Genomic DNA, 17,509 nt, shown 5'->3' on the forward strand with positions numbered 1-17,509 from the left:
GGGTCTGGCGGGGTCTCTGTAGCGCCGCCGACGCTCGGTGATGGTCTCTCAGGCGCTGACGGCGGCAGTTCGGGGTGCCGGCAGCCAGCGCTTGATCCGTCGCGACAGGCGCTTCTCCACCAGCTCGAAGCTGATCCAGGAGAGCAGCGCGATGATCGGCAAGCAGATCGCCAGGGTGAGATAGGGACCGAGTCCGAGGCGTTGAGTGAGCAGGTAGTTGCCGCACCACAGCACGATGACATGGAGCAGATAGGTCGAGTAGGACCAGTCGCCCATGCGCTTGAACACCCGGTTGTCGCCGATATAGGGCTCCAGTGCGATGCAGGCGATCACCAGCAGTGCGCTGGGCAGGCCCCAGGCGAAGAAGCGTAGCGCGCCGGAAGGGTCGTCGAAGGCGAGTAGCGTCGCCACGCTGAGCCCGATCAGCAGCAGCGGCCATAGCCGCCCGGTGGGTAGCCCGTGGCGGGCGTAGTAGACGCCGATACCCACGCCGAGCAGAAATTCGAAGATGATCGGGTCGCTATAGAAGCTGCTGATGAACGGCTGGGGGGCAAACAGCGTATTGATCGCCACGATCGCGATCACCAGCCCCCACAGCCGCCACGGCCGCGCCAGCAGCAGCGAGGCGGCGAACACCAGATAGAACAGCATCTCGAAGTTGAGCGTCCAGCCCACCGGCAGGATCGGATAATAGCCGTAGCCGGCCGGGTTCTCGGCGGGGATGAACAGCAGCGATTTGACCAGCCCGATGACACTGAAGCCGTACTCCGGCATCACGTCGCTGGTGAACACGATCACCAGCGCGGTGATCGCGGTATACAGCCAGTAGGCGGGGACGATACGGGCGCAGCGCTGAAGCAGGAACTGGGGCATCGAGAGGCGCTTGCCGCGGGTCGAGACGGTGATCACGAAGCCGCTGATGACGAAGAAGATATCCACCCCTACCTGGCCGCGGGTGGAGAGCAGGTACTCGACCCAGTTATCGGCCTGGAAGCCGAAGAACACCTGCATGAAGTGGTGAAAGACGACGATCCACGCCGCCAGGGCGCGCAGCGCCTGTACCGAAACCAGCATCCCGTCTTCCTGTCTTCGACCAAAGTTGACAGCTATCCGAGGGAAAATGGCGGCGAAAGTTCGCCGCCGTCACACAGGCTGACAAAACGCTATGTCTGGACAAGCTCTGTGCGGCAAGTTTGCAGAAACGGCGAGCCCGGCGTGGCTCACACCTTGCGCAGTGCCACTTGTTCGACCAGGTGATCGTGCCCCTTGCGCAGGATCAGATCGGCGCGCGGGCGGGTGGGCAGGATATTCTCGCGCAGGTTGCGGCGGTTGATGTCGCGCCACAGCCCCTCGGCGATCTCCAGCGCCTCGGTTTCGCTGATCTGGGCATAGCGGTGGAAGAAGGAGTCGGGGTTCTGGAAGGCGGTCTGGCGCAGCAGCTTGAAGCGCTCCAGGTACCAGTCGTGGATATGCTGCTCCTCGGCATCGATGTAGATCGAGAAGTCGAAGAAGTCGGAGACGAACGGCACCATCTTGCCGTCTTCGGGCAGATCGCGCACATGCAGCACGTTGATGCCCTCGACGATCAGGATGTCGGGGCGGTCGATGGTCTGGAATTCGTGCTCACGCACATCGTAGGTGAGGTGCGAGTAGAGCGGTGCCTGGACGTTGCGCACCCCCGCCTTGATCCAGGAGAGAAAGCGTAGCAGCGCACCGATGTCGTAGCTCTCGGGGAAGCCCTTGCGGGTCATCAGAGCCTTGTCCTTGAGCACCGCGTTGGGATAGAGGAAACCGTCGGTGGTGACCAGGTCGACCTTGGGGCTCGACGGCCAGCGCGCCAGCAGCTCCTTGAGAATCCTTGCAGTGGTCGACTTGCCCACCGCGACCGACCCGGCGAGGCCGATGATGAACGGCGTCTTCTGGGTATCGTCGATGTCGAGGAAGCGCTTGCGCTGGGCGTAGAGCTGCTGGCTGGCCTCGACGTAGGAGGAGAGCAGCCGCGACAGCGACAGATAGATGCGCCGCACCTCGTCGAGATCGATCGGGTCGTTGAGCGAGCGCAGCCGCTGCACCTCCTCGGAGGCGAGCGTCAGTGGCGTGTCGGCACGAAAGGCAGCCCACTGCTGCGCCGAATAGAACTGGTAGGGTGAGAACGGGTCCGGTCTCAGTTGGTTCATTGGCTGTCTCTGACCATGATCGTCGAGTCGGCAGGCGGCGCTCAGCCGTCTTCCGGGCACTCATTGTCTGTGGTGTGGCCGGAATCGGCAAACCGTGGCAGCCACATCGGTTGTATGCCGCGGGCGTCCGTCGTGCCTCGGTCGACGAAGCCCAGCGCCTGATAGAGGGCAAGTGCCGCAAGGTTGTCGCGAAACACGTTGAGCGTGACGCAGCGGGCCTGGCGCTGCCGAGCCTGCGCCAGCAGGTGTTGGCACAGGCTGCGCCCCAGCCCCTGACCGCGGCGCTCGGGGGCGACGATGAGCCGGGCCAGGTGCCAGTGGTCGGTCGCCTTGGGCACGAGCTGGCCGAAGGCGACGGGATGCTTTCCCTCACGCAGGGTGAAGGCGGGCGTGGCGCCGCCGCCGAACTCGCGCCACAGCGTGGCGGGCTCCGGCGGCCAGGAGAGCCCCGGGCCAGCCCAGCGTTCGAGTGCCTGCGGCGAGTCGATCCAGCCGGCGATCACGCGCAGATCGCTCGGCAGCGCCGCGCGCCAGCGGCGTTCAGGCATGCGCAGGCTCTGGCAGGGTGACCGCGATATTGTCGATCAGCCGCGTGCGGCCCAGATAGACGGCGCCCAGCAGCCGCGCCGCGCCGCTGGCCTGGGGCGCCAGCGGTGCCAGGCCGGCGTCACGCAGTTCCAGATAGTCCAGCTGCAGGCCCGCATTCGCCAGGGCCTGGCGCGCCCGGGCCAGGCTGGTATCGATAGCGGCACCCTCGGCCAGCGCGGCGGCGCACTCGCGCAGGCTGTGATAGAGCGCAGCGGCGCGCTGGCGCTCCTCGGCGGAGAGATAGCCATTGCGTGAGGAGAGCGCCAGGCCATCCTCGGCCCGCGCCGTGGCCACGCCCTCGATCTGGATCGGGAAGTGCAGATCGGCCACCAGCTTGCGAATCACCGCCAACTGCTGGAAATCCTTCTCGCCAAAACAGGCGACGTCCGGCTGGGTCAGATGGAACAGCAGCGAGACCACGGTGGCGACGCCGTCGAAGTGGCCGGGGCGGCTGCCGCCGCAGAGCCCCTCCGAGACGCCGGGTACCCGCACCCGGGTCAGACCATCGAGCCCCTGCGGGTAGAGGGTCTCCACGCTGGGGGCGAACAGCAGGTCACAGCCGTGGCGTTCGAGTTGCTCACTGTCGGCCGCCAGGGTGCGCGGGTAGCGTGCGAAGTCCTCGCCCGGGCCGAACTGCAGGGGATTGACGAACAGCGTCGCCACCACCACGTCGGCCAGCTCCCGGGCCCGGTCGACCAGCGCCAGATGGCCCGCATGCAGGTTGCCCATGGTGGGTACCAGCGCGATGCGCCGGCCGCGGCGGCGCTCGCCGTCGAGCCACTCGCGCAGCGGCGCAATGGCGTGCAGGGTGTGCATCAGAACGTATGCTCCTCGGCCGGGAAGGTGCGCGCCTTGACCGCCTCGTGGTAGGCGCGGAAGGCGTCGAGGATGCTGTCACGGCCACTCAGGAAGTTCTTGACGAAGCGCGGTACGTAGCCGCTGTTGAGCCCCAGCACGTCGTGCATCACCAGGATCTGGCCGTCGACCTCGGCGCCGGCGCCAATGCCGATCACCGGTGCGGCGACGGCGTCGCGCACCGCCTTGCCCAGATCCGCCGGCACGCACTCCAGCAGGATCACCGCCGCACCCGCATCGACCAGACACTGAGCGTCATGGATGATGCGCTGGGCCTGATCGCGCTCGCGGCCCTGGACCTTGAAGCCGCCGAAACGGTGCACGCTCTGCGGGGTCAGGCCGAGATGCGCGCACACCGGCACGCCGCGGCGGTGAAGCTCGTTGACGCCCTCGGCCATCCACGCCTCGCCCTCGATCTTGATCATCTCGGCCCCTGCGCGCATCAGGGTGCCGGCGTCGCGCAGCAGCTGCGCGGTGTCGACGTTGCTCATGAACGGCAGGTCGACCATCAGCAGGCTCTGGCGCTTGGCGCGGGCCACGCAGGCGGTGTGGTAGCAGAGGTCATCGAGGGTGACCGGCAGCGTGCTGGCGTGACCCTGCAGCACCATGCCGAGGGAGTCTCCCACCAGCAGCACTTCGATGCCGGCTTCGTCGGCGCAGCGGGCGAAGGTCGCATCATAGGCGGTCAGGCAACTGAAGGTATCGCCGCGCGTCTTGAGCTCGCGCAGCGTATTCAGGGTAACGGGCTTCATCACGGTTCTCTCGCAGGTATCGAACGCCGGGTACCTTGGGCGCGGGGCCGAGTGTAAAGCGTTGTTCGGGGGACGCAACACGACATTAGGCTGCCGTCGGTGCGCCGGCGCTCACGCCGGCAGGCGGTGCAGCGGCTGGTGCGCCAGGGCGGCGGCGCGTTCGCCCACCGGGGTGCCGTCGAGCACCAGCGTGGGGTCGATCTCGGCCAGGGGTTCGAGCACGAAGCGCCGCGCCAGCCGCTGCGGATGCGGCAGCGTCAGGCGCGGGGTGTGCAGGCTCAGGTCGGCGTAGCTGAGCAGGTCGAGGTCCAGCGTGCGCGGCCCCCAGTGGCGCAGGCGGACACGACGGTGGCGCTGTTCCAGCGCCTGCAGCTGATCGAGCAGCGCCAGCGGCGAGAGGCGGGTGCGCAGTGCCACTACCGCATTGACGAAATCGGGCTGGTCCTGGGGGCCCACTGGGGCGCTCGCATAGAGCGAGGAGCGCGCCACCAGCGTGCTCAGCGGCAGGACCGCGAGCGCCTCGAGGGCGCGCTCGAGCTGATCGCGCGGTGCCTCGAGATTGCTGCCGAGGCCGATATAGGCCAGCGCGCCGGTGGGATCACTCATCCAGGGTCGGCGGTGCGGCGCGGTTGCTGGGGCGACGGCGCTTGCGCGGGCGGCGGCGCTTGGGCTTGCCGTTGGTGGAGGCCGGGTGGCCACCATCGACCTGCTTCATCAGCTCGTGCTGGCGGCTCTCGTCGGCGTGCTGGAACTCGGTCCACCACTCGCCCAGCTCAGGCGCGAGTTCGCCGGCCTGCTCGCGCAGCAGCAGGAAGTCGTAGGCGGCACGGAAGCGCGGGTGTTCGAGCGTCTGGAACACCTTGCGCCCGCGTCGGCGCGGCAGGTGCTGCTGGAGATCCCAGATCTCGCGCATGGGGATGCTGAAACGCTTGGGAATCGAGGTGTGCTTGAGCTGGCGGCTGATGACCTGCTGTGCCGCCGCCTGCTGGGCGGGGACATCGGGCAGCTCCTGCTCGTGGGCCAACTGGGCGGTACGCTGTACCACGCAGGGCCACAGCAGCGCGGCGAAGAGGAAGGCCGGCGTGACCGGGCGATCCTCGGCCAGACGGGCGTCGGTGTTGGCCAGCGCCTGCTCGACCAGGGCTTCTGCCCAGGGCAGCTCTGCCAGCGCCTCGTCGCTCTCCGGGAACAGCATGGCGTAGAGACCGAGTTCGCGCAGGCAGCGGAAGCTCTGCACCGCGTGACCGGAGAGGAACAGCTTGAGCACCTCTTCGAACAGACGTGCCGGCGGAATCTGCAGCAGCAGCGGGGCGAGTTCGCGGATCGGCGCCTCGGTGCCGGCTTCGATGGCGAAATCGAGCTTGGCGGCGAAGCGGGCGGCACGCAGCATGCGTACCGGGTCCTCGCGATAGCGCGTCTCGGGGTCGCCGATCAGGCGCAGCAGGCGCCGCTCGAGATCGGCGATGCCGCCGGTCCAGTCATAGATGCTGAAGTCGCTGACGCTGTAGTAGAGGGCGTTGACGGTGAAGTCGCGACGGATGGCGTCCTCTTCCACGCTGCCCCAGACGTTGTCACGCAGCAGCAGCCCCTCGTCGGACTGCTGGCTGACATTGCCGTCATCGCCGTCGCCGTGGCTGCCGCGGAAGGTAGTGACCTCGATGATCTCGCGGCCGAAGCGCACGTGGACGATACGGAAACGCCGGCCGATGATGCGCGAGTTGCGAAACAGCTGGCGCACTTCATCGGGGGTGGCGCTGGTGGCAACGTCGAAATCCTTGGGCTGCCGGCCGAGCAGGGAGTCACGGATACAGCCGCCCACCAGATAGGCGTCGTAGCCGGCGCCGTTGAGCCGGTAGAGCACCTTGAGGGCGCTTTCGCTCAGATTCTTGCGCGATACGCTGTGCTCGTCGCGGGGGAGCACGATCTGTTGCAGGACCGGTTCGGCGGCGTCGGCGCGGGCGGACTCGGGGCCGAAGAGACTCTTCAAACGTTCACCGGGACGTTGTAGAAAGCGGGAAAATCCTTTGAACATGCGGCGAAGTCGACTCGCGAGATAGCAAAGCCCCAGTGTAGCGGAGCCCCGCAGGCTTGCATAGCGAAGCCCTGGCCATCTGTCCAGCCTCATATCCGTCTTCTGGCCTGTCGGGGCGTATTGTCGGGACGGACTGCCGGTGCGGATTGCCGTGGTGGGGCATCGGGGCCGGTGGCTAGGCGTGAGGGACGAGTGCCGCTGGCCCGAGGGTAAATCGTGTGGGGGAATGCACCCTGGCGGGCGGTGAGCGCTCGGTGGCCTCGATGATCGGCGGGAATGTTCCTGCGGCTGCGTGCTGGTAGGGTCGCGCACGGCAATACTGGCGCACAGCAAAAAGGGGAGGCCATCGGCCTCCCCTCTTAAGCATTTTCTGCAACGTCCATGCCGCTTCTTTTTGTTCGTGATGGCGCATCGCCTTGAATACGCAACACAGTCACCGGGCGGGGCATCGCAATACCGCGGGTGGCGACCACCTCGTATTCAAAACAATAATCCAACCACGACAGGCAATGCCTTTTCCCGAGTCTTGTTGTTATATCGGGAAGTCTTCGGGTTACGGGGCGCGTTGTTGTTGTTGCCCGGCCTACCGAAGAACGTCGCGTCCTGGTTGCATGCATGACTCGAGGGCGTTGTCGTTGTTATCGCCCCGGCGGCAGCGAGTCGTTCGAGTCGACGCCTGAGTTGTCGTTGTTGGCGTCAGTGCTGTCTTCCTGTCGCGATTGTTATTGTTGGTGCGACTAGAGAATGTCGTTTGTTCTTCTTGTCCAATGTGAGTGCACTGGGCGTGCCATCCCCTGGTTTTTTCTTTTTGATCAATGGGTTGGCTTTTTTCTCGCGGCCAGGTCTTGATCTTGTCGGCCCGTATGCCTGAGAGGGGTGGTTCAAAACGGGGCAGAAAATACCCTTGATGCTTGTTCTTGGTGCAGAACCCCTCCTGCAATGGCGACAAGGGTGACGCAAAATGACATGAATTGCGCTTAGACCATGGTCGTCAGTCGAAGGGGGTAGACGTGCATCCCCTCTGTGATCACGTCAGATCGCGGTAGGCACGGGGTGTCAGTGCCTGTGGGGACCAGGCGTCCACCGCCCATGCCAGTTGGGTGGCGACCGGGGCCTGATGTAACTCCGAGGGAGGGCGCTGGTCGAGCAGCGCCAGCGCTTGGTGGAGCAGCGGGCGCACGGCGGCGTCATCCAGTGGCAGCGGTGGCGCCAGATTCTGCTTGGAGAGTTTCTGTCCGTCGTCGCCGCGAATCAGTGGCAGATGCAGATAGCGCGGCTCAGGGTAGCCCAGCGCCTGTTGCAGCTGGCGCTGCCACGGGGTGTTATCGAGCAGGTCAAAGCCGCGCACCACGTCGGTAATACCCTGGGCGGCGTCGTCGACCACCACCGCCAGCTGATAGGCCCACAGGCCATCCTTGCGCTTGATCACCACATCGCCCTGGGTGGTCGGGTCGAGCCGCTGGGTTCCGAACAGCCGGTCCTGCCAGATCACCGGGTTGGGGCCGAGGTCGGTACGTAGCCGCCACGCCTGGGGGCGCTGGGGATGACGCGGATGCTCGCGGCACCAGCCGGGGTAGTGGCCGAGATGCTGCCACTCCTTGCGCGAGCAGCCGCAGGGGTAGACCCGGCCGGCGGCGGCCAGGCGTTCGAGCGCGGTGTGGTAGGCGTCGTCGCGCCGGTGCTGGAAGCAGATCTCGCCGTCCCAGGTAAGGCCGAAGGCCGCCAGCTGGCGTTGAATGGTCGCCGCGGCCTGGGGCGGGCAGCGCGGCGGGTCGATGTCCTCGATGCGCAGCAGCCAGCGCCCGCCGGCGGCGCGCGCATCGAGCCAGCTGCCCAGGGCGGCGACCAGCGACCCCAGGTGCAGCGGGCCGGAGGGCGTGGGGGCGAAACGACCGATGTAGGGCATCGTCTCTCCATGGTGGTCTGGGAAAGCCAGCGTGACGGGAAGCGCCTGCAGTACGGGAAAACAAAACGGGCACCCCTCGGTGCCCGTCTGCTGCTGGCTCCGGCGATCCGTGGATCGCCGAGCTACTACCTGGCGCGATCAGCCGCCGAGCTGTTTCTCTTTCAGCTCCGCCAGCGTCTTGCAGTCGACGCACAGGGTGGCGGTGGGGCGTGCCTCGAGGCGGCGGATGCCGATCTCGACGCCACACGCTTCACAGAAGCCGTAATCGTCTTCGTCGATCTTGTCGATCGTTTCGTTGATCTTCTTGAGCAGTTTACGCTCGCGGTCACGCGTTCTCAGCTCGAGGCTGAAGCCCTCTTCCTGCGTCGCCCGGTCGGCGGGATCGGCGAAGTTGTTCGCCTCTTCCTGCAGGTGGCGCACCGTGCGATCGACCTCTTCCATAAGATCCTGTTTCCAGCCCAGCAGGATCTCACGGAAGTGCGCAAGCTGCTTTTCGTTCATGTACTCTTCACCCGGTGCCGGCTGGTACGGGGTGAATGCCTTGGGCGCTTCCGTTTTCTTTTCTGCTACTGGCATGGGGCTGCCTCGTTACACAAGTGTCGTGACGCGTGTGATTCGGTCGAGAATCGACCATGGGCAGCATCAGCCGCCGCCCGAAGCCATGCTTGTTTAGCGAAAAAGTTACCGCATTGCAACCAAAGCCGCGCTTTATTTTTGGCTACCGCAACGCTGCGACCGGTATGTCGCCGCGCGCTGCGGTGGCTCCATCCAAATGGGGTGATGCGGGGCGCCGGCCCTGCTGTCGGCGTCCGGAGCGCCGAGTGCCCCGGTGACGAGGAGTCGATACGAGATGTCCTGGAGCGATCGCCTGGCGGCGGTGGCGCCGTTTCGCGTCATGCGTCTGCTGGAAGCGGCCCAGGCCCGCGAGGCCGCCGGTCACGACGTCATTCATCTGGAGATCGGTGAGCCCGATTTTCCCTCCCCCGCGGCGGTGGTCGCGGCGGGCCAGCAGGCGCTGGCGGCGGGGCACACCCGCTATACCCCGGCGTGCGGTTTACCGGCGCTGCGCGAGGCGATCGCCGCCCACTACCAGCGCTGCCACGGGGTGGCACTCGACCCGCGTCGGGTGATCGTCACGCCCGGGGCTTCCGGGGCGCTGCTGCTGGCGAGTCAGCTGCTGGTGCAGCGCGGTGACCGGGTGCTGATGGCCGACCCCACCTATCCCTGCAACCGCCACTTCATGGCGCTGGCCGAGGCCGCGGTGGACTGTGTACCGGTCGGTCCGGAGAGCGGCTGGCAGCTCGATGCGGCGCTGCTCGCGCAGCACTGGCAGCCCGACACGCGGCTGGCGATGCTGGCCACTCCTTCCAACCCCACCGGCCACATGCTGTCGGCGTCGCAGCTGGCGGCCGTGGCGCAGACGGTGGCGGCACGCGATGCGGCGCTGCTGGTCGACGAGATCTATCAGGGGCTGTGCTACGACGTCGCGCCGGTCTCCGCGGTGAGTGCGGCGCCGGAGGCGTTCGTGGTCAACAGCTTCTCCAAGTTCTTCGGCATGACCGGCTGGCGGCTGGGCTGGCTGGTGGCCCCCGAGGCCGCAGTGGAGCCGCTGTCGCGGCTGGCCCAGAACGTCTTCCTGGCGCCGCCGACGCTCTCCCAGCACGCCGCCCTGGCGGCCTTCTCGTCCGAGTGCCTGGCGCAGCTGGAAGCGCGCCGCGCCGAGCTGCAGGTGCGCCGCGATGCGCTGCTCGCAGGGTTGGCTCGGCTCGGCCTGGCGCCGGCGCAGCCGCCCCAGGGCGCGTTCTATGTCTGGCTCGACGTCTCTGCCCACACCGATGACAGCGAGGCGTTCTGCCGCGCGCTGCTCGACGAGGAGAACGTGGCGATCACCCCGGGCACCGATTTCGCCGTGCGCGGTGGGGGCCACCATGTGCGGATCGCCTTCACCACCGGGGTGGCGCGGCTGGAGGAGGCGGTCGCGCGTCTCGAGCGCTTTCTGGCCCGGCGGGGGCGCGGATGAGCCTGCCCAAGGACCCGCCCCGGATCGAGCTGGTGCCCGGCACGCTGCTGCGCCGCTACAAGCGCTTTCTGGCCGATGTGCGTCTCGATGATGGGCGCGAGGTGGTGGCGCACTGCCCCAATACCGGTTCGATGCGCGCGGTGAACGTGCCGGGTTGCCGGGTGTGGCTGTCTCCGAGCACCAATCCGGCACGCAAGCTGGCCTGGACCTGGGAGCTGATCGAGCTGCCGGACGGCCAGGGTGGGGTCGACTGGGTGTCGGTGCATACCGGGCGCGCCAATGCGCTGGTGGCGGCGGCACTGCGGGCCGGACGCGTGGCGCCGCTGGCCGACTTCGTGCGTTTGACGCCGGAGGTCAAGGTCGAGGGGGCGCGGCTCGACTTCCGCCTCGACCTGGCCTCCGGTGACGCCTGCTACGTCGAGGTCAAGCAGGTGACGCTGAAGGAGCGCGACGGCCACGGTTACTTTCCCGATGCGGTGAGTGAGCGCGGGCGGCGCCATCTGGATGCGCTGGCGACACTCGCTGGCGCGGGCCAGCGCAGTGTGCTGCTGTTCTGCGTGGCGCATACCGGCATAAAAGACGTGGCGCCGGCGGCGCATCTCGATCCCGCCTACGCCGCGCGGCTGCGCGAGGTGGCCGCGCAGGGGGTGGAGGTGCTGGCCTATGGCTGCGATCTGCTCCAGGCCCAGGGGCGGCCGCTGGGCATGCGCCTCGTGCGCCGGCTGGCGGTGGATCTCGAACGTCGACTGCCGCCGTCGGCAGGCTGAGGCCGAGCTAGCGCCCTCGGCAGACCCGGAAGATCGCCGTCTCGCCAAACAGATTGGGCCAGCGCCGCGAGGTCCAGTGAGGCTGGTGGTCGGCGCTGCCCACCGCTTCGTCGGCGATGCGCACACCCTTTTCACGGCACAGGTTGGCGAAGTCGCGGAAGGTCGACAGGTGGATGTTGGGGGTGTCGTACCAGGCGTGGGGCAGCGAACGCGACACCGGCATGCGACCGCGCAGGCTCAGGTGCAGGCGGTGCTTCCAGAAGGCGAAGTTGGGAAAGGCGATGATGCACTCCGGGGCCACTCGCAGCATCTCGACGAGCATGCTGTCCGGTCGCCGCAGGGCCTGCAGCGCCTGGGTCATCACCACCACGTCGAAGGCGTCGTCGTCGAAGTTGCCGAGGCCGTCGTCGAGGTTCTGCTCGATCACGTTGACCCCGCGGCGCAGACAGGCGGCGAGCCCCGCCGGGTCGATCTCCAGCCCGTAGCCGGTGACCCCCTTGCGCTGGCCCAGGGTGTCCAGCAGGGTGCCGTCGCCGCAGCCGAGGTCGAGAATGTGGGCGCCGGCGGGCACCCAGTCGTAGATCAGTTCGAGATCGGCGCGCATCAGCGACTCTCCCCGCAAATATCGGCATAAACCCGCTGCATGAAGCTACCGAACACCGCCTGGTAGTGGTCGTTGGGCAGCAGGAAGGCGTCGTGCCCGTGGGGCGAGTCGACGTTGACGTAGCTCACCGCCTTGCCCGCGCGCAGCAGGGCGTCGACCAGCTCGCGCGAGCGCGCCGGGGCGAAGCGCCAGTCGGTGGTGAAGCTGATCACCAGATAGGGGCAGGCGACCGGGGCCAGCGCCGCGGCGAGATTGCCGTCGTGCTGGCCGGCGGGGTCGAAGTAGTCCAGCGCCTTGGTCATCAGCAGGTAGGTGTTGGCGTCGAAGCGGGTCGAGAAGGTGTCGCCCTGATGGCGCAGATAGGACTCGACCTGGAACTCGACGTCATAGCCGAAGTTGAGCTGGTCGCTGCGCAGGTCGCGGCCGAAGCGCGAGCCCATCGAGTGTTCCGAGAGATAGGTGATGTGGCCGATCATGCGTGCCAGCTTCAGCCCCAGCTTGGGGATCGCCTCGCGTTCGGCGTACCAGCCGTCGAAGAAGTCGGGGTCGGAACGGATCGCCTGGCGCGCGACCTCGTTGAAGGCGATGTTCTGGGCCGAGAGGCGCGGCGTGGCGGCGATCACCACCGCGTTGGCGACCCGCTCAGGGTAGGCGATCGTCCACTGCAGCGCCTGCATGCCGCCGAGGCTGCCGCCGACCACTGCGGCGAAGCGGTTGATGCCGAGATGGTCGGCCAGGCGCGCCTGGCTATGCACCCAGTCGGCCACGGTGAGTACCGGAAAGGTCGGCCCCCACAGCCGTCCGGTCTCGGGATTGACGCTGCCCGGCCCGGTGCTGCCGTGGCAGCCGCCGAGGTTGTTGAGCGAGACGACGAAGAAGCGGTCGGTGTCGATCACCTTGCCGGGGCCGATATAGGCATCCCACCAGCCGGGCTTGCGCTCGTCGGCGCCATGGTAGCCGGCGGCGTGGTGGTGGCCGGAGAGCGCATGGCAGATGAGCACGGCGTTGCTGCGCTCGGCGTTGAGCGTGCCGTAGGTCTCGTAGACCAGCTCGAAGCGCGCCAGCGTCTTGCCGCAGGCGAGCGGCAGCGGCGTTTCGAAGGTCGCGGTCTGGGGCGTGACCAGGCCGACCGAGTCGGGCGGGAAGGAAGCGGACATGAAACGCGGAGGTCTCCAGAATCAGCAGGGCAGACGACCGCCGCCCGGACGCAGCGTGCGACCGGGGGCGGTGGCGGCGTTCAGAATCCGACCAGGGCGCCCGGCAGACCGGCGGCGCGAGCGAGCGCGCCGACCAGCAGGCTGTCGAGCAGGTTGATGGCGATGAAGACCACGATAGGCGACAGATCGATCATGCCCAGCGGCGGGATGACCCGGCGCACCGGTGCCATGATCGGCTCGACGATCTGCATCACCAGCAGCGCGCCGGGATGGCTCGCGCGCGGGGCCACCCAGCTCAGGATGATCATGATGATCAGGGCGAAGAAGTAGATCTTCAGAATGGCGTTGAGCACCCCGGCGATGGACGCGAGCAGGATGCCCTGCAGTGGCGGCATGCCGAAGCCGGCGAACTGGAAGATGGCGATGATCACGATCGCCTTGAGCAGAAAACCGGCGAACAGGGTGGCGATGTCGATACGCCCGAGCGGGCGCAGGAACTTCTGCAGCGGCGCCACCACCGGCTGGGTCGCCTTGACGATCCCCTGGCTCATGGGGTTGTAGTAGTCCGCCTGCGAGAACTGCAGCAAGAAGCGCAGCATGAGGACGAAGAGGTAGATGCTGGCGAGGCTGTTGACCAGCATCAGACCGGCGCTTCCGAGATGACTGCCCATCGAATGATCTCCTAGTGATTCGGCAACTTCAGTTCTGGCTCAGTTCGCGTGACAGCTCGCGGGCGCGCTCTGCGGCGGCCTCGGCGGCGGTGGCCACGATGCGTGCGAGCTCGGCATCCTGGAAGCTCTGGATGGCGCGCTCGGTGGTGCCATTGGGCGAGGTGACGCGGCGGCGCAGCTCGGCCGGTTCGAACTCGCTTTCGCGCGCCATCTTGGCCGCGCCATAGACTGTCTGCAGGGCCAGCCGGCGCGCGCTCTCCGGCGCCAGCCCCAGCGCGGTGCCGGCGGCTTCCAGCGACTCCATGAACAGGAAGCAGTAGGCCGGGCCGCTGCCGGAGACGGCGGTCACGGCATCGATCTGCGCCTCCTCCTCGACCCACTCGACCAGTCCCACCGCCCCCAGCAGTTCGCTCGCCAGACTGCGCTGGGCGGCGTCGACGCGGGCGTTGGCGTAGAGGCCGCTGGCGCCGGCGCCGACCAGTGACGGGGTGTTGGGCATGCAGCGTATCACGGCCAGCTCGCCGCCCAGCCACTGCTCCAGCGTGGCCGCCTCGAGCCCGGCGGCCACCGATACGATCAGCGGGCGGCGCGCTTGCACCGCGTCACGCAGGGATAGACACAGCTCGCGCATCATCTGCGGCTTGACCGCGAGCACCACCACGTCGGCCGTGGCGACGGCGGCGAGGTTGTCACGGGTGGTGTGGACCGGGTACTGCGCGGCGATGGCGTCGAGGCGCTCCTGGCTGCGCGAGGTGGCGGTGATGGCGGCGGCCGGATAGCCGCTGTCGAGCATGCCGCCGAAGATGGCGCTGGCCATGTTGCCGGCACCGATGAAGGTGATGTGGCTGGCCTGGGATGAGTCGGTCATGACGAAATCCTGTATCGCAGCGAAGAAAAGGGTGGCCTCACGGCCGGGCGCCGGCGGGAGGGCGGCTGCCGAAGAGGGCGGTACCCAGGCGTACCAGCGTGGCGCCTTCGGCGACGGCAGCCTCGAGGTCACCGCTCATGCCCATCGACAGGGTGTCCAGCGGCGCCTCGGGGAAGCGGCTGCGCAGCGCCTCGAAGGCCTCGCGCACGGCGCGGAAGGCCTCGCGCTGACGGGCCGGGTCGTCGCTCGGCGCCGGCAGCGCCATCAATCCACGCAGGCGCAGATTGGGCAGCGCCAGCAGCGCCTCGGCCAGGGCCGGCAGCGCCTCGACGTCGACGCCGGCCTTGCTCGCCTCGCCGCTGACATTGAGCTGCAGACAGACATTGAGCGGGGCGAGCGTCGGCGGGCGCTGGTCCGACAGCCGGCGCGCGATCTTCTCGCGCTCGACGCTGTGGACCCAGGCGAAGTGCTCGGCGACGTCACGGGTCTTGTTCGACTGCAGGGCGCCGATGAAATGCCACTCGATATCGTCGAGCGCGGCCAGTTGGGCCTGCTTCTCCAGCGCCTCCTGCAGGTAGTTCTCGCCGAACGCGCGTTGACCGGCGTCATATGCCTGACGCAGCATGACAGCAGGCTTGGTCTTGCTGACGGCCAGGATACGGGCCGCCTGCGCGGGGCGTCCTGCGGCCTGCAGGGCGGTCTGCAGACGCTGGTTGGCCGCGTGAAGGGACTGGGGCACCGACGCTTCTGGCATACTAGACAGCGACCTTATGCAGGGGATCGTATAAAAGCCCATGGATATTACCGAACTGCTGGCGTTCTCGGCAAAGCAAGACGCCTCGGACCTGCACCTCTCGGCGGGTCTGCCGCCGATGATTCGCGTCGATGGCGACATGCGGCGCCTCAATGTGCCAGCGCTCGACGATAGCCAGGTTCGGCGGCTTATCTACGATGTGATGAACGATCGTCAGCGGCGCGACTTCGAGGCCGATCTGGAAGCCGATTTCTCGTTCGAGGTGAACGGGGTCGCTCGCTTCCGGGTCAATGTCTTCACCCAGGGGCGCGGTGCCGGCGCGGTGTTCCGAGTCATTCCCAGCCTCGTGCGCTCGCTCGAGGAGCTCGATCTGGGCGAGGTGTTCCGCCGCCTGGCGATGCTGCCGCGGGGCCTGGTGCTGGTCACCGGCCCGACCGGTTCGGGCAAGAGCACCACGCTGGCGGCGATGATCGACTACATCAACAGTCACCGCCAGGAGCATATTCTCACCATCGAGGACCCGATCGAGTTCGTCCACCAGAGCAAGCGCTGTCTGATCAACCAGCGTGAGGTGCATCGTGACACCAAGGGTTTCGCGCCAGCGCTACGCTCGGCGCTGCGCGAGGACCCCGATGTGATCCTGGTCGGAGAGCTGCGTGACCTGGAGACGGTGCGTCTGGCGCTGACCGCCGCCGAGACCGGGCATCTGGTCTTCGCCACCCTGCACACGACCTCGGCGGCCAAGACCATCGATCGCATCATCGATGTCTTCCCCGGAGAGGAGAAGGGTATGGTGCGGTCGATGCTGTCTGAGTCACTGCAGGGCGTGATCTCGCAGACGCTGCTCAAGCGTGCAGGTGAGGGTGGGGGGCGTGTCGCGGCGCACGAGATCCTCGTCGCCAACTCGGCGATCCGCAATCTGATCCGCGAAGGCAAGGTGGCACAGATGTACTCGGCGATGCAGACCGGCGGCAATCTGGGCATGCAGACCCTGGATACGGCGCTCGCCCGACTGATCGCCGATGGCGTGGTGTCGCGTCAGGAGGCACAGGCCAAATCCCGAGGGGGATTCGAGGGCTAATGCCGTAGGTCACCGCTATCGCTGCCCGGTGAGCGGGCCGAGCGCGACGGGGCCCCGGGCCTGTCGCAGCCGTTTTTTCGTTCAGGACTCGTCATGACGCCGCACCAATGGTTTGAACAGCTTCTCGATATCATGATTGCCAAGCAGGCCTCTGACCTGCTGATTTCCACCGGCGCGCCGCCTTGTCTCAAGCTCGACGGCAAGCTGGTCGCGCTGGGTGATGTGCCGCTGCGACCCGAACAGGTGCGTGAGCTGGTGGCGACCACGCTGCCCCAGGGAGGGCGCGAGGATTTCGAGCGCGAGCGCGAGGCCAACTTTGCGCTCAGCCTGAGCGGCAAGGGGCGGTTCCGGGTCAGCGCCTTCTTCCAGCGCAGCCAGCAGGCGATGGTGGTGCGCCGCATCGCCTATGACATCCCGGCACTCGAGAGTCTGGGGCTACCCGAGGCGGTGGCCTCGCTGCCGACCATCCGACGCGGTTTGGTACTGGTGGTCGGGGGAACCGGCAGCGGCAAGTCGACCACCCTGGCGTCGATGATCCAGCACCGCAACCGCACCAGCGGCGGACATATCATCTGCATCGAAGACCCGATCGAGTACATGCATCCGCATCAGCGCGGGATTATCAATCAGCGCGAGGTGGGCATCGACACCGAGTCCTACGAGATCGGACTCAGGAATGCGCTGCGTCAGGCGCCGGACGTGATCGTGATCGGTGAGATCCGCAGCCGCGACACCATGGAGCTGGCGCTCGCCTTCGCCGAGACCGGGCATCTGTGTCTCGCCACGCTCCACGCCAACAATGCCGACCAGGCGGTGGAGCGGATCCTCAATCTGTTCCCGGCCGAGCGCCATGACCAGATATGGATGGATCTGTCGCTCAACCTGCGCGCGGTCGTGGCCCAGCAGCTGCTGCCGCGGCGCGATGGCGAGGGGCGCTGTCTGGCCACCGAAGTGATGCTGCAGTCGCCGCTGATCAGTGAGCTGATCCGGCGTGGCGAGATCAGTGAACTCAAGCCGCTGATTCGGCGCTCGCGGGAGCTGGGCATGCAGACCTTCGACCAGTCGCTCTACGCTCTCTATAGCCAGGGCCTGATCGGCGAGCACGTTGCGCTGTCGCACGCCGACTCCGCCAACGATCTGCGCATGCTGATCAAGTATGGCGAGGCCGGCGCATCGGGTGAGGTCGGCGGCGAGGCTGGAGAAGGCCAGTTCACTCTGGCCGATGACGACTGAACCACCGCCGGCCGCGGCTCAACGGCGCCTAGGAGTCATGCTAC

18 protein-coding genes are annotated in these 17,509 nt (G+C 67.2%); 4 read left to right on the forward strand and 14 right to left on the reverse strand.

Going from position 1 to position 17,509, the window contains the following annotated elements:
* Nucleotides 1-48: 48 nt before the first annotated feature.
* The 9 genes from ABV408_RS01440 to dksA form a co-directional block, all read right to left on the reverse strand.
* Nucleotides 49-1,074, reverse strand: coding sequence for an acyltransferase (locus ABV408_RS01440; RefSeq protein WP_353980772.1), 1,026 nt, complete (start codon nt 1,072-1,074; stop codon nt 49-51).
* Between the two features lie 146 nt (nt 1,075-1,220).
* Nucleotides 1,221-2,177: a type I pantothenate kinase gene (gene coaA, locus ABV408_RS01445; RefSeq protein WP_353980773.1), complete on the reverse strand. Its 957-nt coding sequence runs from the start codon at nt 2,175-2,177 to the stop codon at nt 1,221-1,223.
* Between the two features lie 41 nt (nt 2,178-2,218).
* Nucleotides 2,219-2,725, reverse strand: a complete 507-nt coding sequence (locus ABV408_RS01450; protein ID WP_353980774.1) for a GNAT family N-acetyltransferase — start codon at nt 2,723-2,725, stop codon at nt 2,219-2,221.
* Nucleotides 2,718-3,581 carry a pantoate--beta-alanine ligase gene (panC, locus tag ABV408_RS01455; protein ID WP_353980776.1) on the reverse strand — a complete coding sequence of 288 codons (864 nt, stop codon included), beginning with the start codon at nt 3,579-3,581 and terminating at the stop codon, nt 2,718-2,720. The genes ABV408_RS01450 and panC overlap by 8 nt, the downstream gene beginning before the upstream one ends.
* Complete coding sequence (gene panB, locus ABV408_RS01460; RefSeq protein WP_353982190.1) at nt 3,581-4,372, reverse strand: 3-methyl-2-oxobutanoate hydroxymethyltransferase; 792 nt, start codon at nt 4,370-4,372, stop codon at nt 3,581-3,583. The genes panC and panB overlap by 1 nt, the downstream gene beginning before the upstream one ends.
* A gap of 111 nt (nt 4,373-4,483) precedes the next feature.
* Nucleotides 4,484-4,978 carry a 2-amino-4-hydroxy-6-hydroxymethyldihydropteridine diphosphokinase gene (folK, locus tag ABV408_RS01465; RefSeq protein WP_353980778.1) on the reverse strand — a complete coding sequence of 165 codons (495 nt, stop codon included), beginning with the start codon at nt 4,976-4,978 and terminating at the stop codon, nt 4,484-4,486.
* Nucleotides 4,971-6,404 carry a polynucleotide adenylyltransferase PcnB gene (gene pcnB / locus ABV408_RS01470; protein WP_353980779.1) on the reverse strand — a complete coding sequence of 478 codons (1,434 nt, stop codon included), beginning with the start codon at nt 6,402-6,404 and terminating at the stop codon, nt 4,971-4,973. Before pcnB ends, folK begins: the two co-directional genes overlap by 8 nt.
* A gap of 1,027 nt (nt 6,405-7,431) precedes the next feature.
* A complete protein-coding gene (gluQRS, locus tag ABV408_RS01475; protein ID WP_353980780.1) occupies nt 7,432-8,310 on the reverse strand; it encodes a tRNA glutamyl-Q(34) synthetase GluQRS in 879 nt (292 codons plus the stop codon).
* A gap of 138 nt (nt 8,311-8,448) precedes the next feature.
* Nucleotides 8,449-8,886, reverse strand: a complete 438-nt coding sequence (gene dksA / locus ABV408_RS01480; RefSeq protein ID WP_035476187.1) for an RNA polymerase-binding protein DksA — start codon at nt 8,884-8,886, stop codon at nt 8,449-8,451.
* A gap of 274 nt (nt 8,887-9,160) precedes the next feature.
* Between dksA and ABV408_RS01485 the strand changes: the two genes are divergently transcribed.
* Nucleotides 9,161-10,330, forward strand: coding sequence for an aminotransferase class I/II-fold pyridoxal phosphate-dependent enzyme (locus ABV408_RS01485; protein ID WP_353980781.1), 1,170 nt, complete (start codon nt 9,161-9,163; stop codon nt 10,328-10,330).
* Nucleotides 10,327-11,097 (forward strand): DNA/RNA nuclease SfsA, encoded by a 771-nt coding sequence (gene sfsA / locus ABV408_RS01490; protein WP_353980782.1) that lies wholly within the window; start codon nt 10,327-10,329, stop codon nt 11,095-11,097. Before ABV408_RS01485 ends, sfsA begins: the two co-directional genes overlap by 4 nt.
* A gap of 7 nt (nt 11,098-11,104) precedes the next feature.
* Here sfsA and metW read toward each other — a convergent pair whose 3' ends face one another.
* The 5 genes from metW to ABV408_RS01515 all read right to left on the reverse strand — a co-directional run bounded on the left by metW (nt 11,105) and on the right by ABV408_RS01515 (nt 15,151).
* A complete protein-coding gene (metW, locus tag ABV408_RS01495; protein WP_353980783.1) occupies nt 11,105-11,701 on the reverse strand; it encodes a methionine biosynthesis protein MetW in 597 nt (198 codons plus the stop codon).
* Complete coding sequence (locus ABV408_RS01500; RefSeq protein ID WP_353980784.1) at nt 11,701-12,858, reverse strand: homoserine O-acetyltransferase; 1,158 nt, start codon at nt 12,856-12,858, stop codon at nt 11,701-11,703. The genes metW and ABV408_RS01500 overlap by 1 nt, the downstream gene beginning before the upstream one ends.
* Nucleotides 12,859-12,938: 80 nt before the next feature.
* Complete coding sequence (locus ABV408_RS01505) at nt 12,939-13,529, reverse strand: YggT family protein (protein ID WP_207036164.1); 591 nt, start codon at nt 13,527-13,529, stop codon at nt 12,939-12,941.
* A gap of 28 nt (nt 13,530-13,557) precedes the next feature.
* Nucleotides 13,558-14,397, reverse strand: coding sequence for a pyrroline-5-carboxylate reductase (proC, locus tag ABV408_RS01510; RefSeq protein ID WP_353980785.1), 840 nt, complete (start codon nt 14,395-14,397; stop codon nt 13,558-13,560).
* 37 nt (nt 14,398-14,434) lie between these two features.
* Nucleotides 14,435-15,151: a YggS family pyridoxal phosphate-dependent enzyme gene (locus tag ABV408_RS01515; protein ID WP_353980786.1), complete on the reverse strand. Its 717-nt coding sequence runs from the start codon at nt 15,149-15,151 to the stop codon at nt 14,435-14,437.
* A 40-nt stretch (nt 15,152-15,191) separates the two neighbouring features.
* Here ABV408_RS01515 and ABV408_RS01520 point away from each other — a divergent pair, with 40 nt between their 5' ends.
* Both ABV408_RS01520 and ABV408_RS01525 read left to right on the forward strand, forming a co-directional pair.
* The gene (locus ABV408_RS01520) at nt 15,192-16,232 is read left to right on the forward strand and encodes a type IV pilus twitching motility protein PilT (RefSeq protein WP_353980787.1); all 1,041 of its coding nucleotides are present in this window, start codon (nt 15,192-15,194) and stop codon (nt 16,230-16,232) included.
* Nucleotides 16,233-16,325: 93 nt separating this feature from the next.
* On the forward strand, nt 16,326-17,465 hold the full coding sequence (locus ABV408_RS01525) for a PilT/PilU family type 4a pilus ATPase (protein WP_353980788.1): 1,140 nt from the start codon (nt 16,326-16,328) through the stop codon (nt 17,463-17,465).
* Nucleotides 17,466-17,509 lie beyond the last annotated feature (44 nt).

The sequence above is a fragment of the Salinicola endophyticus genome (genome assembly GCF_040536835.1).
Lineage (GTDB): Bacteria > Pseudomonadota > Gammaproteobacteria > Pseudomonadales > Halomonadaceae > Salinicola > Salinicola endophyticus_A.